At 72.8% G+C, this 16,604-nt stretch carries 14 protein-coding genes; 12 read left to right on the top strand and 2 right to left on the bottom strand.

What is annotated here, in order from left to right; translation table 11 throughout:
- Positions 1-149: 149 nt before the first annotated feature.
- The 11 genes from ADK60_RS25985 to ADK60_RS25935 all read left to right on the top strand — a co-directional run bounded on the left by ADK60_RS25985 (position 150) and on the right by ADK60_RS25935 (position 14,377).
- A complete protein-coding gene (locus ADK60_RS25985; protein ID WP_045939941.1) occupies positions 150-1,091 on the top strand; it encodes an ABC transporter permease in 942 nt (313 codons plus the stop codon).
- A 34-nt stretch (positions 1,092-1,125) separates the two neighbouring features.
- Positions 1,126-1,929: an ABC transporter ATP-binding protein gene (locus tag ADK60_RS25980; protein WP_199839757.1), complete on the top strand. Its 804-nt coding sequence runs from the start codon at positions 1,126-1,128 to the stop codon at positions 1,927-1,929.
- 358 nt (positions 1,930-2,287) lie between these two features.
- Positions 2,288-3,244, top strand: coding sequence for a squalene synthase HpnC (hpnC, locus tag ADK60_RS25975; RefSeq protein WP_045939946.1), 957 nt, complete (start codon positions 2,288-2,290; stop codon positions 3,242-3,244).
- A gap of 41 nt (positions 3,245-3,285) precedes the next feature.
- On the top strand, positions 3,286-4,143 hold the full coding sequence (hpnD, locus tag ADK60_RS25970; protein ID WP_045939940.1) for a presqualene diphosphate synthase HpnD: 858 nt from the start codon (positions 3,286-3,288) through the stop codon (positions 4,141-4,143).
- Positions 4,144-4,309: 166 nt separating this feature from the next.
- Positions 4,310-5,746, top strand: coding sequence for a hydroxysqualene dehydroxylase HpnE (gene hpnE / locus ADK60_RS25965; protein ID WP_053649206.1), 1,437 nt, complete (start codon positions 4,310-4,312; stop codon positions 5,744-5,746).
- Between the two features lie 173 nt (positions 5,747-5,919).
- The gene (locus ADK60_RS25960; protein WP_053649230.1) at positions 5,920-7,008 is read left to right on the top strand and encodes a polyprenyl synthetase family protein; all 1,089 of its coding nucleotides are present in this window, start codon (positions 5,920-5,922) and stop codon (positions 7,006-7,008) included.
- 7 nt (positions 7,009-7,015) lie between these two features.
- The gene (gene shc / locus ADK60_RS25955) at positions 7,016-9,106 is read left to right on the top strand and encodes a squalene--hopene cyclase (RefSeq protein WP_234325963.1); all 2,091 of its coding nucleotides are present in this window, start codon (positions 7,016-7,018) and stop codon (positions 9,104-9,106) included.
- Positions 9,103-9,801, top strand: coding sequence for a 5'-methylthioadenosine/S-adenosylhomocysteine nucleosidase family protein (locus tag ADK60_RS25950; protein WP_063783267.1), 699 nt, complete (start codon positions 9,103-9,105; stop codon positions 9,799-9,801). The genes shc and ADK60_RS25950 overlap by 4 nt, the downstream gene beginning before the upstream one ends.
- 2 nt (positions 9,802-9,803) lie before the next feature.
- The gene (gene hpnH / locus ADK60_RS25945) at positions 9,804-10,829 is read left to right on the top strand and encodes an adenosyl-hopene transferase HpnH (protein ID WP_045939934.1); all 1,026 of its coding nucleotides are present in this window, start codon (positions 9,804-9,806) and stop codon (positions 10,827-10,829) included.
- Positions 10,830-10,971: 142 nt separating this feature from the next.
- The gene (dxs, locus tag ADK60_RS25940) at positions 10,972-12,957 is read left to right on the top strand and encodes a 1-deoxy-D-xylulose-5-phosphate synthase (protein ID WP_079008687.1); all 1,986 of its coding nucleotides are present in this window, start codon (positions 10,972-10,974) and stop codon (positions 12,955-12,957) included.
- The gene (locus ADK60_RS25935; RefSeq protein WP_053649205.1) at positions 12,947-14,377 is read left to right on the top strand and encodes an aspartate aminotransferase family protein; all 1,431 of its coding nucleotides are present in this window, start codon (positions 12,947-12,949) and stop codon (positions 14,375-14,377) included. The genes dxs and ADK60_RS25935 overlap by 11 nt, the downstream gene beginning before the upstream one ends.
- 110 nt (positions 14,378-14,487) lie before the next feature.
- Here the strand turns inward: ADK60_RS25935 and ADK60_RS25930 are convergent, their stop codons facing one another.
- Positions 14,488-14,760, bottom strand: a complete 273-nt coding sequence (locus tag ADK60_RS25930) for a DUF6343 family protein (RefSeq protein WP_045943763.1) — start codon at positions 14,758-14,760, stop codon at positions 14,488-14,490.
- A gap of 100 nt (positions 14,761-14,860) precedes the next feature.
- Here ADK60_RS25930 and ADK60_RS25925 point away from each other — a divergent pair, with 100 nt between their 5' ends.
- Positions 14,861-15,049, top strand: a complete 189-nt coding sequence (locus tag ADK60_RS25925; RefSeq protein WP_053649203.1) for an I78 family peptidase inhibitor — start codon at positions 14,861-14,863, stop codon at positions 15,047-15,049.
- A gap of 307 nt (positions 15,050-15,356) precedes the next feature.
- Here the strand turns inward: ADK60_RS25925 and fabG are convergent, their stop codons facing one another.
- Positions 15,357-16,124 (bottom strand): 3-oxoacyl-ACP reductase FabG, encoded by a 768-nt coding sequence (gene fabG / locus ADK60_RS25920; RefSeq protein ID WP_053649201.1) that lies wholly within the window; start codon positions 16,122-16,124, stop codon positions 15,357-15,359.
- Positions 16,125-16,604 lie beyond the last annotated feature (480 nt).

Here is a 16,604-nt window from a genome sequence, read left to right as displayed (position 1 = left end):
GGTGACTTCCGGTCACCGGACGGCAGGTCGGTCGCCGGGCCGGTGACCACACACCGGCCGCACTCCCCCCGAGATCCGAGTGGATCCCCATCGGCGCAAGGCCGGCGGACCCCCGTCGACCGGCCCGCCCCGACGATCCCGCGCGAAGGATGAATGTGTCGACAGTGAGTGAACCCGTCAGCCTCTCAGCCCCGAGGGGGGCGGACGCGGGCCTGACCCCCAAGCAGCTCGCGGAAAAGTACGGCCTGACGGTGAGCGGCAGAAGGCCCGGCCTGTTCGCCTACTCCAAGCAGCTCTGGGCCCGGCGTCACTTCATCTGGGCCTTCGCCACCGCGCGCCTGGTGGCCCAGTACACCGACGCCAAGCTCGGGCAGGTCTGGCAGGTCGTGACGCCGCTGCTGAACTGCGCGGTGTTCTACCTGGTCTTCGGCGAGATCCTGAAGAACAAGGACGACAACCCGTACTACGTCGCCTGGCTCTGCATCGGCGTCTTCATCTTCCAGTTCACCCAGAACGCGGTGCAGTCGGGCACCCGGGCGATCTCGGACAACCTCGGGCTGATCCGGGCGCTGCACTTCCCGCGCGCCTCGCTGCCGATCGCGTTCACCGTGATCCAGCTCCAGCAGCTGCTGATCTCGATGGTCGTGCTGTTCGCCGTCGTCCTCCTGAACGGCATCGAACCGGGCCGGACCTGGGTCCTGGTGATCCCCGCCCTGCTGCTGCAGTCGATGTTCAACACCGGTGTCGCCCTGATCTTCTCCCGGATCGGTGCCAAGACCAGCGACATCTCCCAGCTGATCCCGTTCGCGATGCGCGCCTGGCTGTTCCTCTCCGGCGTCATGTACAGCATCTCCGACAAGATCAAGGACTGGCCGCCGTTCTGGCAGAAGGTGATGGAGCTCAACCCTGCCTCGGTCTACATCGACCTGGTCCGGCACGCGTTGGCGCCGATCATCTACAACAAGCACGAGAAGGTCTTCCTGGAGTTCCCGCCGCACCAGTGGAAGTACGCGATCGCCTGGGGCGTGGGCATGCTGGTCATCGGATACGTCTTCTTCTGGAAGGCTGAGGAGGAGTACGGCCGTGGCTGACACCGATGTTCGAGGGGCCGACCTGCGCAAGGACCTGGAGGACGCCGTCCCCCGCCGCAAGGTGTTCGACGCCGACGTGGCCCGCGACCCCACCGTGGTGGTCGACGACGTGCACATCGTCTACCGGGTGCACGGGGCGGGCTCCGGCAAGGGCAGTGCCACCTCCGCGCTGAGCCGGATCATCAGCCGCAAGCGGTCGTCCGGCGTCCGCGAGGTGCACGCGGTGAAGGGCGTCAGCTTCACCGCGTACAAGGGTGAGGCGATCGGCCTGATCGGCTCCAACGGCTCCGGCAAGTCCACCATGCTGGCGGCCATCGCCGGTCTGCTGCCGACCGAGAAGGGCGGCATCTACACCAACGGCCAGCCCTCGCTGCTCGGCGTCAACGCCGCGCTGATGAACGAGCTGACCGGTGAGCGCAACGTCGTCCTCGGCTGCCTCGCCATGGGCATGTCGCCGGCCGACGTGCGCCGCCGCTACCAGGAGATCGTCGAGTTCTCGGGCATCAACGAGAAGGGCGACTTCATCTCGCTGCCGATGCGCACCTACTCCTCCGGCATGGGTGCCCGGCTGCGCTTCGCGATCGCCGCCGCCAAGACCCACGACGTGCTGCTCATCGACGAGGCGCTGGCCACCGGTGACCAGGCCTTCCAGGCCCGCAGCAAGAAGCGGATCGAGGAGCTGCGCGCGGAGGCCGGTACGGTCTTCCTGGTCAGCCACGACAACGCGTCGATCCGCGAGACCTGCGAGCGGACCATCTGGATCGAGGCCGGCGAGCTGGTCATGGACGGCCCGACCGAGGAGGTCGTCCGCGCCTACGAGCGCGGCGAGCGCCCGTAGCACCGCACCGGTCCGCGCGACGGGGCCGGCCCCGGGCGGAGACCCGGGGCCGGCCCCTGTCCGTTCGTGCGCCCCGCCCTGGCCCCGTCGTGCCCCGGGTGGCCCGCCCCCGCCCGGGTGAGCGCCCCGTGCGCCGGGTGAGGCGCTCTTCTCCGGCGCGGGCGTCGGTGTCAGGCTGTAGGCGCGGGGGTGGTGTGCCGGACGTGACTCCCGTGATCGGACGCGTGTCCGACTCGGGCCGATCACTTGAGCGGTGTAGAACGGGGGAGTGACAGCAGTGTCGGCTTCGGCCCAGCCCAGTAGTGAGTCCCCGCCCGGAGGCGGCCGCCCGGAACCCGGCCCCGCGGGAGCGGCGACCCTGGCGAAGGCGAGCGCGGAGAACTTCCCGGTCGCCCCGTTCTTCCTGCCCGCCGCGTGGCGCGACGACCTCATGACGGTCTACGGCTTCGCCCGGCTGGTGGACGACGCCGGCGACGGCGACCTCGCCGACCCGGCCGGCACCGCCGCACTGCTCGGCGTCCCCGCGCCGCCGGAGCCGTCCGAGGCCCCCGGACTCACCCCTTCGGCCCAGTCCGGCCCGCCCGCTCCCGACCGGCCCTCCCCGGCCGAAACGGCGTTCCGCCTCGCGCTGCTGGACGGCCTGGAGCGCGACCTCGACCGGGTCTTCGAGACCGCCCTCGACCCCGCCCGCGGCGAGGCCCCCCGGCACCCGCTGCTGCGCCCGCTGGTCCCCCTGGTCGACCGCCGCGGGCTCACCCCGGAGCCGTTCCGCCGGCTGATCGAGGCCAACCGGGTCGACCAGACCACCACCCGGTACCGGGACTACGACGAACTCATCGCCTACTGCACGCTCTCCGCCGACCCGGTCGGCCGCCTGGTCCTGGCCATCGCCGGCTTCGGCACCCCCGAGCGGATCGCGATGTCCGACGACATCTGCCGGGCCCTGCAGATCGTCGAGCACCTCCAGGACGTCGCCGAGGACCTCGCCCGGGGCCGGATCTACCTGCCCGCCGAGGACCTCGAACGCTTCGGCGTCACCGAGGCCGACCTCGCCGCGCCGAGCGCCGGCGCACCCGTCCGCGAGCTGATCCGCTTCGAGGCGGACCGTGCCCGCACCCTGCTCGACCGAGGTGCGCCATTGGTAGGTACGGTTCGGGGGAGGCTTCGACTGCTCCTCGCGGGATTCACCGCGGGCGGGTACGCGGCCCTGGCGGCCGTCGAGGGCGCCGGGTACGACGTACTCGCCCAGCAGGCGAAGCCGGACAAGCGCCGCCTCGCAGCGAAGGCGGCGGCCATCTTCGCGAAGGGAAGGTGAACGCCCGCGTGGCGGCATCACCACTGGCGTCGGCTCCGGTCATGGCGGCCTACCGGTACTGCGAGGCAGTGACCGGACTGCAGGCCCGCAACTTCAGCTACGGCATCAGGCTGCTGCCCGAGCCGAAGCGGCTGGCCATGTCGGCCCTGTACGCGCTGGCGCGCCGGGTGGACGACATCGGCGACGGCGAGCTCCCGGCCGACCGCAAGGCGGAGGCGCTGCTGCGCACCCGCGAACTGCTCGACGAGATCCGGGCCGGCTCCGTCGCGGAGGACGACACCGACCCGATCAAGGTCGCGCTCGCGGACAGCGCCCGGCGCTTCCCGATCGACCTCGGCGGCTTCGACGAGCTGATCGACGGCGTCGAGATGGACCTCAAGGGCGCCGAGTACCAGACCTACGAGGAGCTCAAGGTCTACTGCCGGTGCGTCGCCGGGGCCATCGGCCGGCTGTCGCTCGGCGTCTACGGCTGCGACGACCCCGAGCGCGGCGCCCGGTACGCCGACACCCTCGGGCTGGCGCTCCAGCTCACCAACATCCTGCGCGACCTGCGCGAGGACGCCCTCAACGGCCGCACCTACCTGCCGATGGAGGACCTCGTCCGGTTCGGCTGCCAGGAGGGCTTCGCCCACCCCAGGCCCCCGGTCGGGGCCGACTTCGCCGGGCTGGTCTCCTTCGAGGCGGCCCGCGCCCAGGCGGCCTTCGAGGAGGGCCTGCGGCTGCTGCCGATGCTCGACCGCCGAAGCCGGGCCTGCACCGCCGCCATGGCGGGCATCTACCACCGGCTGCTCGGCCGGATCGCCGCCGACCCGGAGTCGGTGCTGCGCGGCCGGGTGTCGCTGCCGGGCTGGGAGAAGGCGTACGTGGCGCTTTCCGGGCTCGCCGGGGGGCGTTCTTGATTCTTGCCACAGTTCTGTCACGCTGTGTCAGCGGGGAATCACTTATGGGTAGAGCCCTGTTGACCGTTGGGTCGGGCCCGGCCGCACTGACCGCGGATCCGACGGCACTGACCACGGGCGCCCCGGTCACGACCGGACCGGGCGCCGGACGCGAGGGGGAGGTCGGATGACCGGGCGAGCCGACGCCGCGCGCCCGGCCGCCGTCGTGGTCGGCGGCGGCCTCGCGGGCATCACCGCCGCGCTGCGGCTGGCGGAGGCGGGCCACCGGGTCACCCTCGCCGAGGGCCGGCCCCGCCTCGGCGGCCTGGCCTTCTCCTTCCGCCGCGGGGAGCTGACCGTCGACAACGGCCAGCACGTGTACCTGCGCTGCTGCACCGCCTACCGGGGCCTGCTGGAGCGTCTCGGCGCCAACCGGCTGGTCCACCTCCAGGAGCGGCTGGACGTGCCCGTCCTGGGCGTCTCCGGGCCCGCCGACGCGCCGGTCCGCACCCTGGGCCGGCTCGGACGCGCCGCGCTGCCGGTGCCGCTGCACCTCGCGGGCAGCCTGGCCCGCTACCCGCACCTCGGCCCGGCCGACCGGGCCCGGGTGGTCCGCGGCGCGCTCGCGCTGCGCCGGCTGGACCTCGCCGACCCGACCCTGGACGCCGTCTCCTTCGGCGACTGGCTGCGCCGGCAGGGCCAGAACGAGCGGACCGTCGCCGCGCTGTGGGACCTCGTCGGCGTGGCCACCCTGAACGCCAGGGCCGACCGGGTGTCGCTGGCACTGGCCGCGATGGTGTTCAAGACCGGCCTGCTCTCCGACCCCGGGGCCTCCGACATCGGCATGGCCGCCGTCCCGCTCGGCACCATCCACCACGACCGGGCGCTCGCCGAGCTGGAGCGCGCAGGCGTGAAGGTGCTGCTGCGCGCCCGGGTGACCGAACTCAAGCCGGCCGTCCCGCAGCACACCGTCCGACTGGAGGGCGGCGGCGAGCCGCTCACCGCCGAGACGGTGGTCCTGGCCGGCGCCCAGGACACCGCGGCGGAGCTGCTGCCGCCCGACGCGGTGGCCCGCCAGGACCGGCTCGCCCGCTTCGGCACCTCGCCGATCCTCAACGTCCACGTGGTCTACGACCGCAAGGTGCTGCGCCGGCCGTTCTTCGCCGCGCTCGGCTCGCCCGTGCAGTGGGTCTTCGACCGCACCGCGCACTCCGGGCTGGCCGGCACCTCGCTCGGCGCGGCCCACCCCGACGCCCAGTACCTGGCGCTCTCGCAGTCCGCCGTGGAGGACGAGATCGACCTTCCGGTCGCCGAACTGCGCCGCCGCTACCTGCCGGAGCTGGCCCGGCTGCTGCCCGCCGCCGGCGGGGCCGGGGTACTGGACTTCTTCGTCACCCGCGAGCGCACCGCCACCTTCGACCCGGCCCCGGGCACCGCCGCGCTGCGCCCCGGCCCGCGCACCGCCGTCCCCGGCCTGCTGCTGGCCGGCGCGTGGACGGCCACCGGCTGGCCCGCGACCATGGAGGGGGCCGTGCGCAGCGGTCACGCCGCCGCCGACGCGGTACCGGCCGCCGACGGCCGGCCCCGGCCGACCGACCGCGGCGACGGGAGGTGGCCGAGGTGACCGGCACCGCCCTCGCCGGGGACCTCGGCGAGCCCGCCAGAGCGGGTGCCCACCCGCTCGGCCCCGGCGGCGCCACCGCCACCGCCACCGGCCGCGTCGAGCCCGGCCGCACCATCACCGCCAGCCTCGGGCCGTCCCACGCGGCCAGGCACCACCAGGGAGAGGGAACGTACGTGGAGTCACGCACCGGCACCGCCGGCGGAGCCACGGCACATGCCGGACCGGTCTCGGTGCCGGAACTGCTCAACCGCACCCGCGCGCTCTGCACCCCGCCGCTGAGGGCCGCTGTCGCCCGGCTGGCCGCACCCATGGACACCGTCGCGGCGTACCACTTCGGCTGGATCGACCGGGACGGCATGCCGGTCGTGGGGGACGGCGGCAAGGCCGTGCGCCCCACCCTGGCGCTGCTCTCGGCCCAGGCCGCCGGTGCTCCGGCGGAAGCCGGGGTGCCAGGTGGGGTCGCTGTTGAACTGGTGCACAACTTCTCCCTGCTCCATGATGATCTGATGGACGGTGACGAGACCCGGCGCCACCGGGCCACCGCCTGGACGGTCTTCGGTCCGGCCCAGGCGATCCTGGTCGGTGACGCCCTGGCCACGCTCGGTACGGAGGTGCTGCTCGACGCCGCGACCGCGGGCGGCGCGAGCGCCACCGACGCCGCGCGCGCCGTACGGCTGCTCAACACCGCCAGCCGTCGGCTGATCGACGGGCAGGCGATGGACGTCGCCTTCGAACAGCGGGACACCGTCACCGTCGCCGAGTGCCTGGAGATGGAGGGCGGCAAGACCGCCGCCCTGCTCTCCGCCGGTGCCGCGCTCGGCGCCGTCCTGGCCGGGGCCGACGACCGGGTCTCGGACTCGCTCCAGCGCTTCGGCGACCACCTGGGCCTGGCCTTCCAGGCGGTGGACGACCTGCTCGGCATCTGGGGGGCCACCGAGGTCACCGGGAAGCCGCACTGGGGCGACCTGCGCCAGCGCAAGAAGTCCCTGCCGGTCGCCGCGGCGCTCGCCGAGGGCGGCCCGGCCTCCCGCGAACTGGCCGAACAGCTCGCCGACCCCAAGGGGCGCGGCGAGGAGAGCGAGACCGAGCTGGCCGCCCGCGCCCTGCTGATCGAGCAGGCCGGCGGTCGCGCCTGGACCCAGGAGGAGGCCCGCCGCCAGCACACGACTGCCCTCGCCGCTCTGGACGAGGTGCCCATGCCCGATGTGGTGCGCGAGCACTTCGTCGCACTCGCCGAATTCGTGGTGGTACGAGAGAGGTGACGTTACGTTGACAGCAACCGCGGACGGCCGGCTCGACCCTGAGTACGATCCCGAGCCGGTCGCGGTGGGCGGCCTCGCCCCGGCGCTCCTGGGCGCCGGGGAGTGGCAGCCCGAGGGGGCCGCCGCCGCGTCGGCCGACCGGACCGAGAAATCGCAGAACGGGGCCGCCTCCGCCGAGGAGGCACTGGCCCGCGCCACCACCCACCTGCTCTCCCTGCAGAGTTCCGAGGGGTGGTGGAAGGGCGATCTGGAGACCAACGTCACCATGGACGCGGAGGACTTACTGCTCCGGCAGTTCCTCGGGATCCGGACCGAGGAGCAGACCAAGGCCACCGCCGAATGGATCCGCTCCCACCAGCGCGAGGACGGCACCTGGTCCACCTTCCACGGCGGACCGGCCGAGCTCTCCACCACTGTCGAGGCGTACGTCGCCCTCAAGCTCGCCGGCGACGATCCGGGCGCCCCGCACATGATGGCCGCCGCGCGCTGGATCCGGTCGGCCGGCGGGATCGCCGCCGCCCGGGTCTTCACCCGGATTTGGCTCGCGCTGTTCGGCTGGTGGCCGTGGGAACGGCTGCCGGAGATGCCGCCCGAGATCATGTTCCTGCCGAGGTGGCTGCCCCTCAACATCTATGCCTTCGGCTGCTGGGCCCGGCAGACCATCGTCCCGCTGACCGTGGTCTCCGCGCACCGGCCGGTCCGCCCGGCGCCGTTCGCGCTGACCGAGCTGCACACCGACCCGGACGACCCCTTCCCGGTCCGGCCGCTCGCCCCGGCCACCAGCTGGGACGGCCTGTTCGAACGCCTGGACAAGGCCCTGCACGCCTACCACCACCGAGCCCTGCGCCCGCTGCGCCGGCTCGCCGTCTCCCAGGCCTGCCGCTGGATCGTCGAGCGCCAGGAGGCCGACGGCTGCTGGGGCGGCATCCAGCCGCCCGCCGTCTACTCGCTGATCGCCCTGCACCTGGAGGGCTACGAGCTCGACCACCCGGTGATGCGGGCCGGGCTCGCCTCCTTCGACCGCTTCACCGTGCACACCCCGGACGGCCGGCGCTGGCTGGAGGCCTGCCAGTCACCGGTCTGGGACACCTGCCTGGCCACCGTCGCCCTGGTCGACGCCGGACTCCCGGCCGACCACCCCGCGCTGGTCTCCGCCGTCGACTGGATGCTCGGCGAGGAGATCACCAAGCGCGGCGACTGGTCCGTCCAGCGCCCCTCGCTCGCCCCCGGCGGCTGGGCGTTCGAGTTCGAGAACGACACCTACCCCGACATCGACGACACCGCCGAGGTGGTGCTCGCGCTCTGCCGGGTCGCCCACCCGGACCCGGCCAAGGTCGCCGGCTCCGTCGACCGGGCCGTGCGGTGGAACCTCGGCATGCAGTCCAAGAACGGCGCCTGGGGTGCCTTCGACGTCGACAACACCAGCACCCTGCCGAACAAGCTGCCGTTCTGCGACTTCGGCGAGGTCGTCGACCCGCCCTCGGCGGACGTCACCGCCCACGTCGTGGAGATGCTGGCCGAGGTCGGCAAGGCCCGCGACCCGCGCACCCGGCGCGGCGTCGAGTGGCTGCTGCGCAACCAGGAGGCCGACGGCTCCTGGTTCGGCCGCTGGGGCACCAACTACATCTACGGCACCGGATCGGTGCTCCCCGCCCTGGTCGCCGTCGGCGTGCCCGCCGAGCACCCGGCGATCCGCCGCGCCGTCCGCTGGCTGGAGGACCGCCAGAACACCGACGGCGGGTGGGGCGAGGACATGCGCTCCTACGAGGACCCGGCGCGCTGGGCCGGGCGCGGCGAGTCCACCGCCTCGCAGACCGCCTGGGCGCTGATGGCATTGCTCGCGGCCGGGGAGGGGCCGGACGGCCGGGCCAACCCCGCCGTCGAGCGCGGCGTCGACTGGCTGGTGCGCACCCAGCTGCCCGAGGGCACTTGGGACGAGCCCCAGTTCACCGGCACCGGCTTCCCGTGGGACTTCTCCATCAACTACCACCTGTACCGGCTGGTCTTCCCGGTCACCGCGCTCGGCCGCTACCTGCACGGCGGCCCCGCGGCCGGCCGGCCGGCCACCGGTACCGCGCCGATCGGGGCGTCCCGGTGACCGCTGCCCCGCTGCTGGTCCTCTGCGCGCTCGGCCCCGAGGTGTGGGCCCTGCGCGGCGGGGACTGGCGCGGCGCGGCCGGCGGCCCGCCCGTCGTGGTGCGGACCGGCGTCGGCCGGCGGCGGGCCTCGCTCACCGTCAGACGGCTGCTGACCGCCGCCCCCGGCGGCTACGGGGCGCTCGTGGTGGCCGGCTTCGGCGCCTCCGTCGCGCCGGGCATCACGCCCGGCGACGTGATCGTCGCGAACGGGGTCCGCGACGCCGAGGGCAACCACTTCACCGTCGGCTCGGGGCTCGGGCTCACCCGGGCCCTGACCGCGCGCGGCCTGACCGCGCACACAGGCGTGCACCACACCGCCGACCACGTGGTGCGCGGCCTGGAACGGCGCGCCCTGCACCTGCAGGGCGCGCTCGCCGTCGACATGGAGGCCGCCGCCGTGCTGGCGGCCCTCCGCGAGCTGCGGCCCGGCCTGCCCGCGGCCGTGCTGCGGGTCGTCGTCGACACCCCCGAGCGGGAACTTCTGCGCCCGGGGACCCTTCCGGCCGGCGTCCGCGCCTGGCGGACGCTCCGCGCCACGGTGCCCGCCCTGGTCGACTGGCACCTGCGGAACGACCGGGCGGGCCGGGACCGGCCCCCGCCCGCCACCCTCGACCACCACCCCACATCCTCGACGCTCCCTCAGGAGGCGAGCTAGCCATGGCCATGCCGTTGCGCCAGACCGTGCGGGTCGGCACCTACCTCATGCAGCAGAAGCTCAAGCGACGCGACAAGTTCCCGCTGATCGTCGAACTGGAACCGCTCTTCGCCTGCAACCTGGCCTGCGAGGGGTGCGGCAAGATCCAGCACCCGGCCGGGGTGCTGAAGCAGCGGATGCCGGTCGCCCAGGCAGTCGGCGCGGTCCTGGAGTCGGGCGCCCCGATGGTCTCGATCGCGGGCGGCGAGCCGTTGATGCACCCGCAGATCGACGAGATCGTCCGGCAGCTGGTCGAGCGCCGCAAGTACGTGTTCCTCTGCACCAACGCGCTGCTGATGCGCAAGAAGCTGGACAAGTTCAAGCCCTCGCCGTACTTCACCTTCACCGTGCACATCGACGGGCTGCGCGAGCGGCACGACGCCTCGGTGGCCAAGGAGGGCACCTTCGACGAGGCGGTGGAGGCGATCAAGGAGGCCAAGCGGCGCGGCTTCCGGGTGACCACCAACTCCACCTTCTTCAACACCGACACCCCGCAGACCATCATCGACGTGCTCGACTACCTCAACGACGACCTCCAGGTCGACGAGATGATGATCTCCCCGGCCTTCGCCTACGAGAAGGCACCCGACCAGGAGCACTTCCTCGGCGTCGAACAGACCCGCGAGCTGTTCCGCAAGACCTTCGCCGGCGGCAACCGGCGGCGCTGGCGCCTCAACCACAGCCCGCTCTTCCTGGACTTCCTGGAGGGCAAGGTCGACTTCGAGTGCACCGCCTGGGGCATCCCCAACTACTCGCTCTTCGGCTGGCAGCGGCCCTGCTACCTGATGGCCGACGGCTATGTGCCGACCTACCGCGAGCTGATCGAGAAGACCGACTGGGACAAGTACGGACGCGGCAAGGACGCCCGCTGCTCCAACTGCATGGCGCACTGCGGCTACGAGCCGACCGCCGTCCTCGCCACCATGGGCTCCCTGAAGGAGTCGCTGCGGGCGCTCACCGAGACCGTCGGCTCCAACCGGGGCCGCTGACCGCACCCGTCGGCGGACGGCCCACCGGCCGTCCGCCCCGTCCGGCCCGGGGCCCGCACCCGGGCCGGACCCCCCACCCCGCGAGGCCGCGGCCCGACCGCGGCGGTACCACCGCACCGCTCCGAGTCGTGAGGTGAAAGCCATGTCACTGCTCTCCAGCGTCACATCCCCGGCGGACCTGAGAGCCCTCCCGGCCGCCGAGCTGCCCCGGCTGGCCGGCGAGATCCGGGAGTTCCTGATCGACGCCGTCACCCGGACCGGCGGACATCTCGGCCCCAACCTCGGTGTGGTCGAGCTGACCATCGCCCTGCACCGGGTTTTCGACTCCCCGCACGACCGGATCGTCTGGGACACCGGCCACCAGAGCTACGTCCACAAGCTGCTCACCGGCCGCCAGGACTTCTCGGGGCTGCGGACGAAGGGCGGGCTGTCCGGCTACCCCTCGCGCGCCGAGTCCGAACACGACCTGGTCGAGAACTCGCACGCCTCCACCGCGCTCTCCTACGCCGACGGCCTGGCCAAGGCCGCCCAGCTGCTCGGCCAGCACGACCGGCACACCGTCGCGGTGATCGGCGACGGCGCGCTCACCGGCGGCCTCGCCTGGGAGGCGCTCAACAACATCGCCGCCGCCAAGGACCGGCCGCTGGTCATCGTCGTCAACGACAACGAGCGCTCCTACGCCCGCACCATCGGCGGCCTCGCCAACCACCTCGCCACCCTGCGCACCACCCAGGGCTACGAGCGTTTCCTGTCCTGGGGCAAGGGCACCCTGAAGCGCACCCCGGTGGTCGGCCAGCCGATCTTCGAGGCGCTGCACGGCGCCAAGAAGGGCTTCAAGGACGCCTTCGCGCCCCAGGGCATGTTCGAGGACCTCGGGCTCAAGTACCTCGGCCCGATCGACGGCCACGACCTCGCCGCGCTGGAGTCCGCGCTCGGCAAGGCGCGCGGCTTCGGCGGCCCGGTGATCGTGCACTGCCTCACCGTCAAGGGCCGCGGCTACCGGCCCGCCGAACAGGACGAGGCGGACCGCTTCCACGCCGTCAACCCGATCGACCCCTACACCTGCCTGCCGATCTCGCCCAGCACCGGCGTCTCCTGGACCTCGGTGTTCGGCGACGAGCTGCTGGCCGTCGGCGCCGAACGCCCGGACGTGGTGGCGATCACCGCCGCCATGCTGCAGCCGGTGGGACTGGCGAAGTTCGCCAAGGCGTACCCGGAGCGCACCTTCGACGTCGGCATCGCCGAGCAGCACGCCGTCACCAGCGCGGCCGGCCTGGCCACCGGCGGACTGCACCCTGTGGTGGCGGTCTACGCGACCTTCCTCAACCGGGCCTTCGACCAGGTGCTGATGGACGTCGCCCTGCACCGGCTGGGCGTCACCTTCGTACTGGACCGCTCCGGGGTGACCGGCCCGGACGGTGCCTCGCACAACGGCATGTGGGACATGTCGATCCTCCAGGTCGTCCCCGGGCTGCGGCTCGCCGCCCCGCGCGACGCCGACGAACTGCGCGCCCAGCTGCGCGAGGCGGTGGACGTCGCCGACGCCCCGACCGTGGTGCGCTTCCCCAAGGCGACCATCGGCCCGGCCGTCCCCGCGATCGAGCGGGTCGGCGGCGTGGACGTGCTGCTGCGCACCGGGGAGCTGCCGGAGATCCTGCTGGTCACCGTCGGCACCACGGCCGCCGCCGGGCTGGACGCGGCCCGGCTGCTGCTCGCCGAGGGGTTCACCGCGACCGTGGTCGACCCGCGCTGGGTCAAGCCGGTCGACCCGGCCCTGCCGGAGCTCGCCGCCCGGCACCGGCTGGTGGTCACGGTCGAGGACAACGGCCGTGCCGGCGGCGTCGGCGCGGCGATCGCCCAGGCGCTGCGGGACGCCGACGTGGACGTCCCGGTGCGGGTGCTGGGCCTGCCGCAGGAGTTCCTCGGGCACGCCGCGCGCGGGGAGATCCTGGAGGAGACCGGGCTGACCGGTACCGGGGTCGCCGCCCAGACCGCCGCCTTCGCCAAGCACCTGCTTCCGGCCGGTGGACTGCCGGACCGGGGGCGTTCCGACCGGGGGCGTTCCGACCGGGACCTTCCGAACCGGGACCTTCCGAACCGAGGAGCGAACCAGCGCCATGCCGGCTGACCCCGACGATCGCACCGCTCAGCGTCCCGACCGCGCCGCACCGGGCTTCGACCTGGCCGCCCTGCTCGCCGAGCGGGGCAAGGAGCGGTACGAGCTGCAGAGCCGCTACCTGAATCCGCAGCTGGCCCGGATGCTGCACACCATCGGCTTCGACAAGTACTACGAGCGGGCCCGGGGCCAGTACTTCTACGACGCCGAGGGCAACGAGTACCTCGACATGCTGGCCGGCTTCGGCATCTTCGCGCTGGGGCGCCACCACCCGGTGGTCCGCTCGGCCGTCCAGCAGGTGATGGACCTCGACCTGCCGGACCTGGTCCGCTTCGACTGCTCGCCGCTGCCCGGCCTGCTCGCCGAGCGGCTGCTGTCGTACACGCCGGGGCTGGACCGGGTGTTCTTCGGCAACAGCGGCACCGAGGCGGTCGAGACGGCGCTGAAGTTCGCCCGGTACGCCACCGGCCGCCGCCGGATCCTGTACGCGGACCACGCCTTCCACGGGCTGACCACCGGCTCCCTGTCGGTGAACGGCGAGAACGGGTTCCGCAAGGGCTTCGACCCGCTGCTGCCGGACACCGCGATCCCGCTCGGCGATCTCGGGGCGCTGGCCAAGGAGCTGAAGCGCGGTGACGTCGCGGCGCTGATCGTCGAGCCGATCCAGGGCAAGGGTGTGCAGGCGCCGCCGCCCGGCTGGCTGCGGGCCGCCCAGGACCTGCTGCACGAGCACAAGGCGCTGCTGATCTGCGACGAGGTGCAGACCGGGATCGGGCGCACCGGCGAGTTCTTCGCCTACCAGGACGAGGATGGCGTGCTGCCGGACCTGGTGTGCGCGGCCAAGGCGCTCTCCGGCGGTTATGTGCCGGTGGGGGCGACCCTCGGCAAGGGCTGGATCTTCGAGAAGGTGTACTCCTCGATGGACCGGGTGCTGGTGCACTCGGCCAGCTTCGGTTCCAACGCGCAGGCGATGGCGGCCGGGCTGGCGACCCTGGAGGTGATCCGGGACGAGCAGGTGGTGGAGAACGCCCGCAAGGTGGGCGACTACTTCCGGGCGCGGCTGACCGCGCTGGTCGACCGGTACGAGCTGCTCGCCGAGGTGCGGGGGCGCGGGCTGATGATCGGGATCGAGTTCGGGCGGCCGAAGTCGTTGAAGCTGCGGACCGGCTGGACGGCCCTGCAGGCGGCCCGCAAGGGGCTGTTCGCCCAGATGGTGGTGGTGCCGCTGCTGCAACGGCACCGGATCCTCACCCAGGTGTCCGGGGACCATCTGGAGGTGATCAAGCTGATTCCGCCGCTGATCATCACCGAGCGGGACGTGGACCGGTTCGTGGAGGCGTTCACCGAGGTGATGGAGGACGCGCACCGGGGGAGCGGTCTGATGTGGGACTTCGGGCGGACGCTGGTGAAGCAGGCGGTCGGCGGCCGCTGAGTTCGCGCGGACGCGTTTCGCGGGTTTCGCGGGGTGGGGGCGGGGCGCCCGGGGCGCCGGCTCACAGGGTCGCCGGGTCGCCGGGTTCCCACCCCGCGGGAGACCGCGGGTCAGAGCTCGGTCCGGCGGCGCCGGACCACGATGACGAGATCGACGGCGGCGAACAGGGTGAGGATCCCGCAGGCCACGGCGAAGCCGGTGAGGGTGCCCTGGCTCGGCGCACCCATTTCGGGGGCGTTCGCGGCCCAGACCGCGAACCCCGCGGTGGCCAGCGCGAACAGCGGGGTGAAGGTCAGCGAGAGCAGGTAGCGCAGCTTGAGGTCGCTGCGGGCGGTGGCGGGTTCGGTGCCGCTGTGCCACCGCCGCGGGGTCGTGGCGGGCATCCGCGGTCACCTCCCGGTCCTTGCCGGTTCGTACGGGCGGTCCTCGTACAGGCGGTCTACGATTCCAGCGTACGTCCGCTGGGCGAGCCGGGGAGGGGCGATGACGGACACGGACGCGGAGGGTTACGCGGGGCTGCGGATCGAACGGGCCGAGGAGCTGGCCCGTCGGCACGGGTGGGCCTCGGTGCGGGTGCTGCCGCAGGGCGCGGCGATGACGATGGACCACCGGGAGGGGCGGCTCAACCTCGCGGTGCGGGACGGGGTGGTGGTGCGTAGCTGGGAAGGCTAGGGCGTGTCTGTCCTGTGTCCTTCACTGTCCTTCACTGTCCTTCGCGGTCGTTCGCGGTCGTTCGACGGATGGTCGGGCGGTAACCCCACAAATGGCCCCGAGGGCATTACCGGAGGCATTCTGAATTCCGCCGCAAAGGCGTTCTCCGATCATTCGAGGCCGCTACGGGACGCTCTGGAGACGTTTTCGGATCGAATGTCCGTATGGTGTTCGTGTGCCTCTTCCCAAATCCAGGCAAAAAAACACGGGGCGGGAGACCGGCCGAGCCGGTTCCCACCCCGTGGTAACCCTGCGTAGGTTCGCCGGTTCAGTCGAGGGGGCCGCCGGCCACGTAGACCACCTGACCGGAGACGAAGCCCGCGCCCTCGCCGGCGAAGAAGGCGATGGTGTTGGCCACGTCCTCCGGCTCGCCCACGCGCCGCACCGGGATCTGGGTGGCGGCGGCGGCCTTGAACTCCTCGAAGTCCATGCCCACTCGGGCCGCGGTGGCGGCCGTCATGTCGGTGGCGATGAAGCCGGGGGCGACCGCGTTGGCGGTGATGCCGAACTTGCCGAGCTCGATGGCCAGGGTCTTGGTGAAGCCCTGCAGACCCGCCTTGGCGGCCGAGTAGTTGGCCTGGCCCCGGTTGCCCTGGGCCGAGGAGGAGGAGAGGTTGACGATCCGTCCGAAACCGGCGTCGACCATGTACTTCTGGACCGCCCGGGTCATCAGGAACGCGCCGCGGAGATGCACGTTCATGACCGTGTCCCAGTCGGATTCGGTCATCTTGAAGATCAGGTTGTCCCGCAGCACGCCCGCGTTGTTCACGAGCACGACCGGGGCGCCGAGCTCGGCGACGATCCGGTCGACCGCGGCCTGCACCTGGGCGGCGTCGGAGACGTCCGCGCCGACCGCGAGGGCCCGGCCGCCCGCGGCGGTGATCCGCTCGACGGTCTCCCGGCCGGCCGACTCCTCCAGGTCGAGCACGGCGACGGCGTAACCGTCGGCGGCCAGGCGGACGGCGGTGGCGGCGCCCAGGCCGCGGGCGGCGCCGGTGACGACGGCGACCCGCGGGGAGGTGGTCTGCTCGGTCATGCTCGGTCTCGTCTCTCTCGGAGGTCCGCGGACGTCGGAGCGAGTCCGCGGATGTCGCTCGGGTGTCGACCGGGGATCGCCCCGGTGACCGGTCGGACGCGGTTCCGTTCCGGAACGCGGTACTCAGGGAACTCCCAGGAACCGTACGGCGGGCTCTCGGGTTCCGCCGGGCCGATCCGGAGGGCGGATCCGTCCGGGTGGCCATACCCTACCGGCGGGTAGGGAGCGCGGCCAGGGCGAAGGCGCAGGTGACCGAGGGTAAGGACCGACCGGTCGGCTTTCTCCTGCGAACGGGTTACCGGCGGGTCGGCACGACGAGTAAATATGCCAATGTTGCCGAACCTGCGTCTACTATCCGCCCCTGCCTGCCAGCGAGGGCCTGCCGTTTGTATAGTGTCCGCCAGCAGCCACCGGCTGCACGGCTGGAGCGCCCTCCCTCACAGCGGGACGCCCACTCGCCGTTACTGCCCCACCCGGGTG

The organism is Streptomyces sp. XY431, from assembly GCF_001279805.1.
GTDB lineage: Bacteria > Actinomycetota > Actinomycetes > Streptomycetales > Streptomycetaceae > Kitasatospora > Kitasatospora purpeofusca.
The sequence above is the reverse complement of the archived record's forward strand: the minus strand, read 5'-3'. Positions and strand labels throughout refer to the sequence as shown.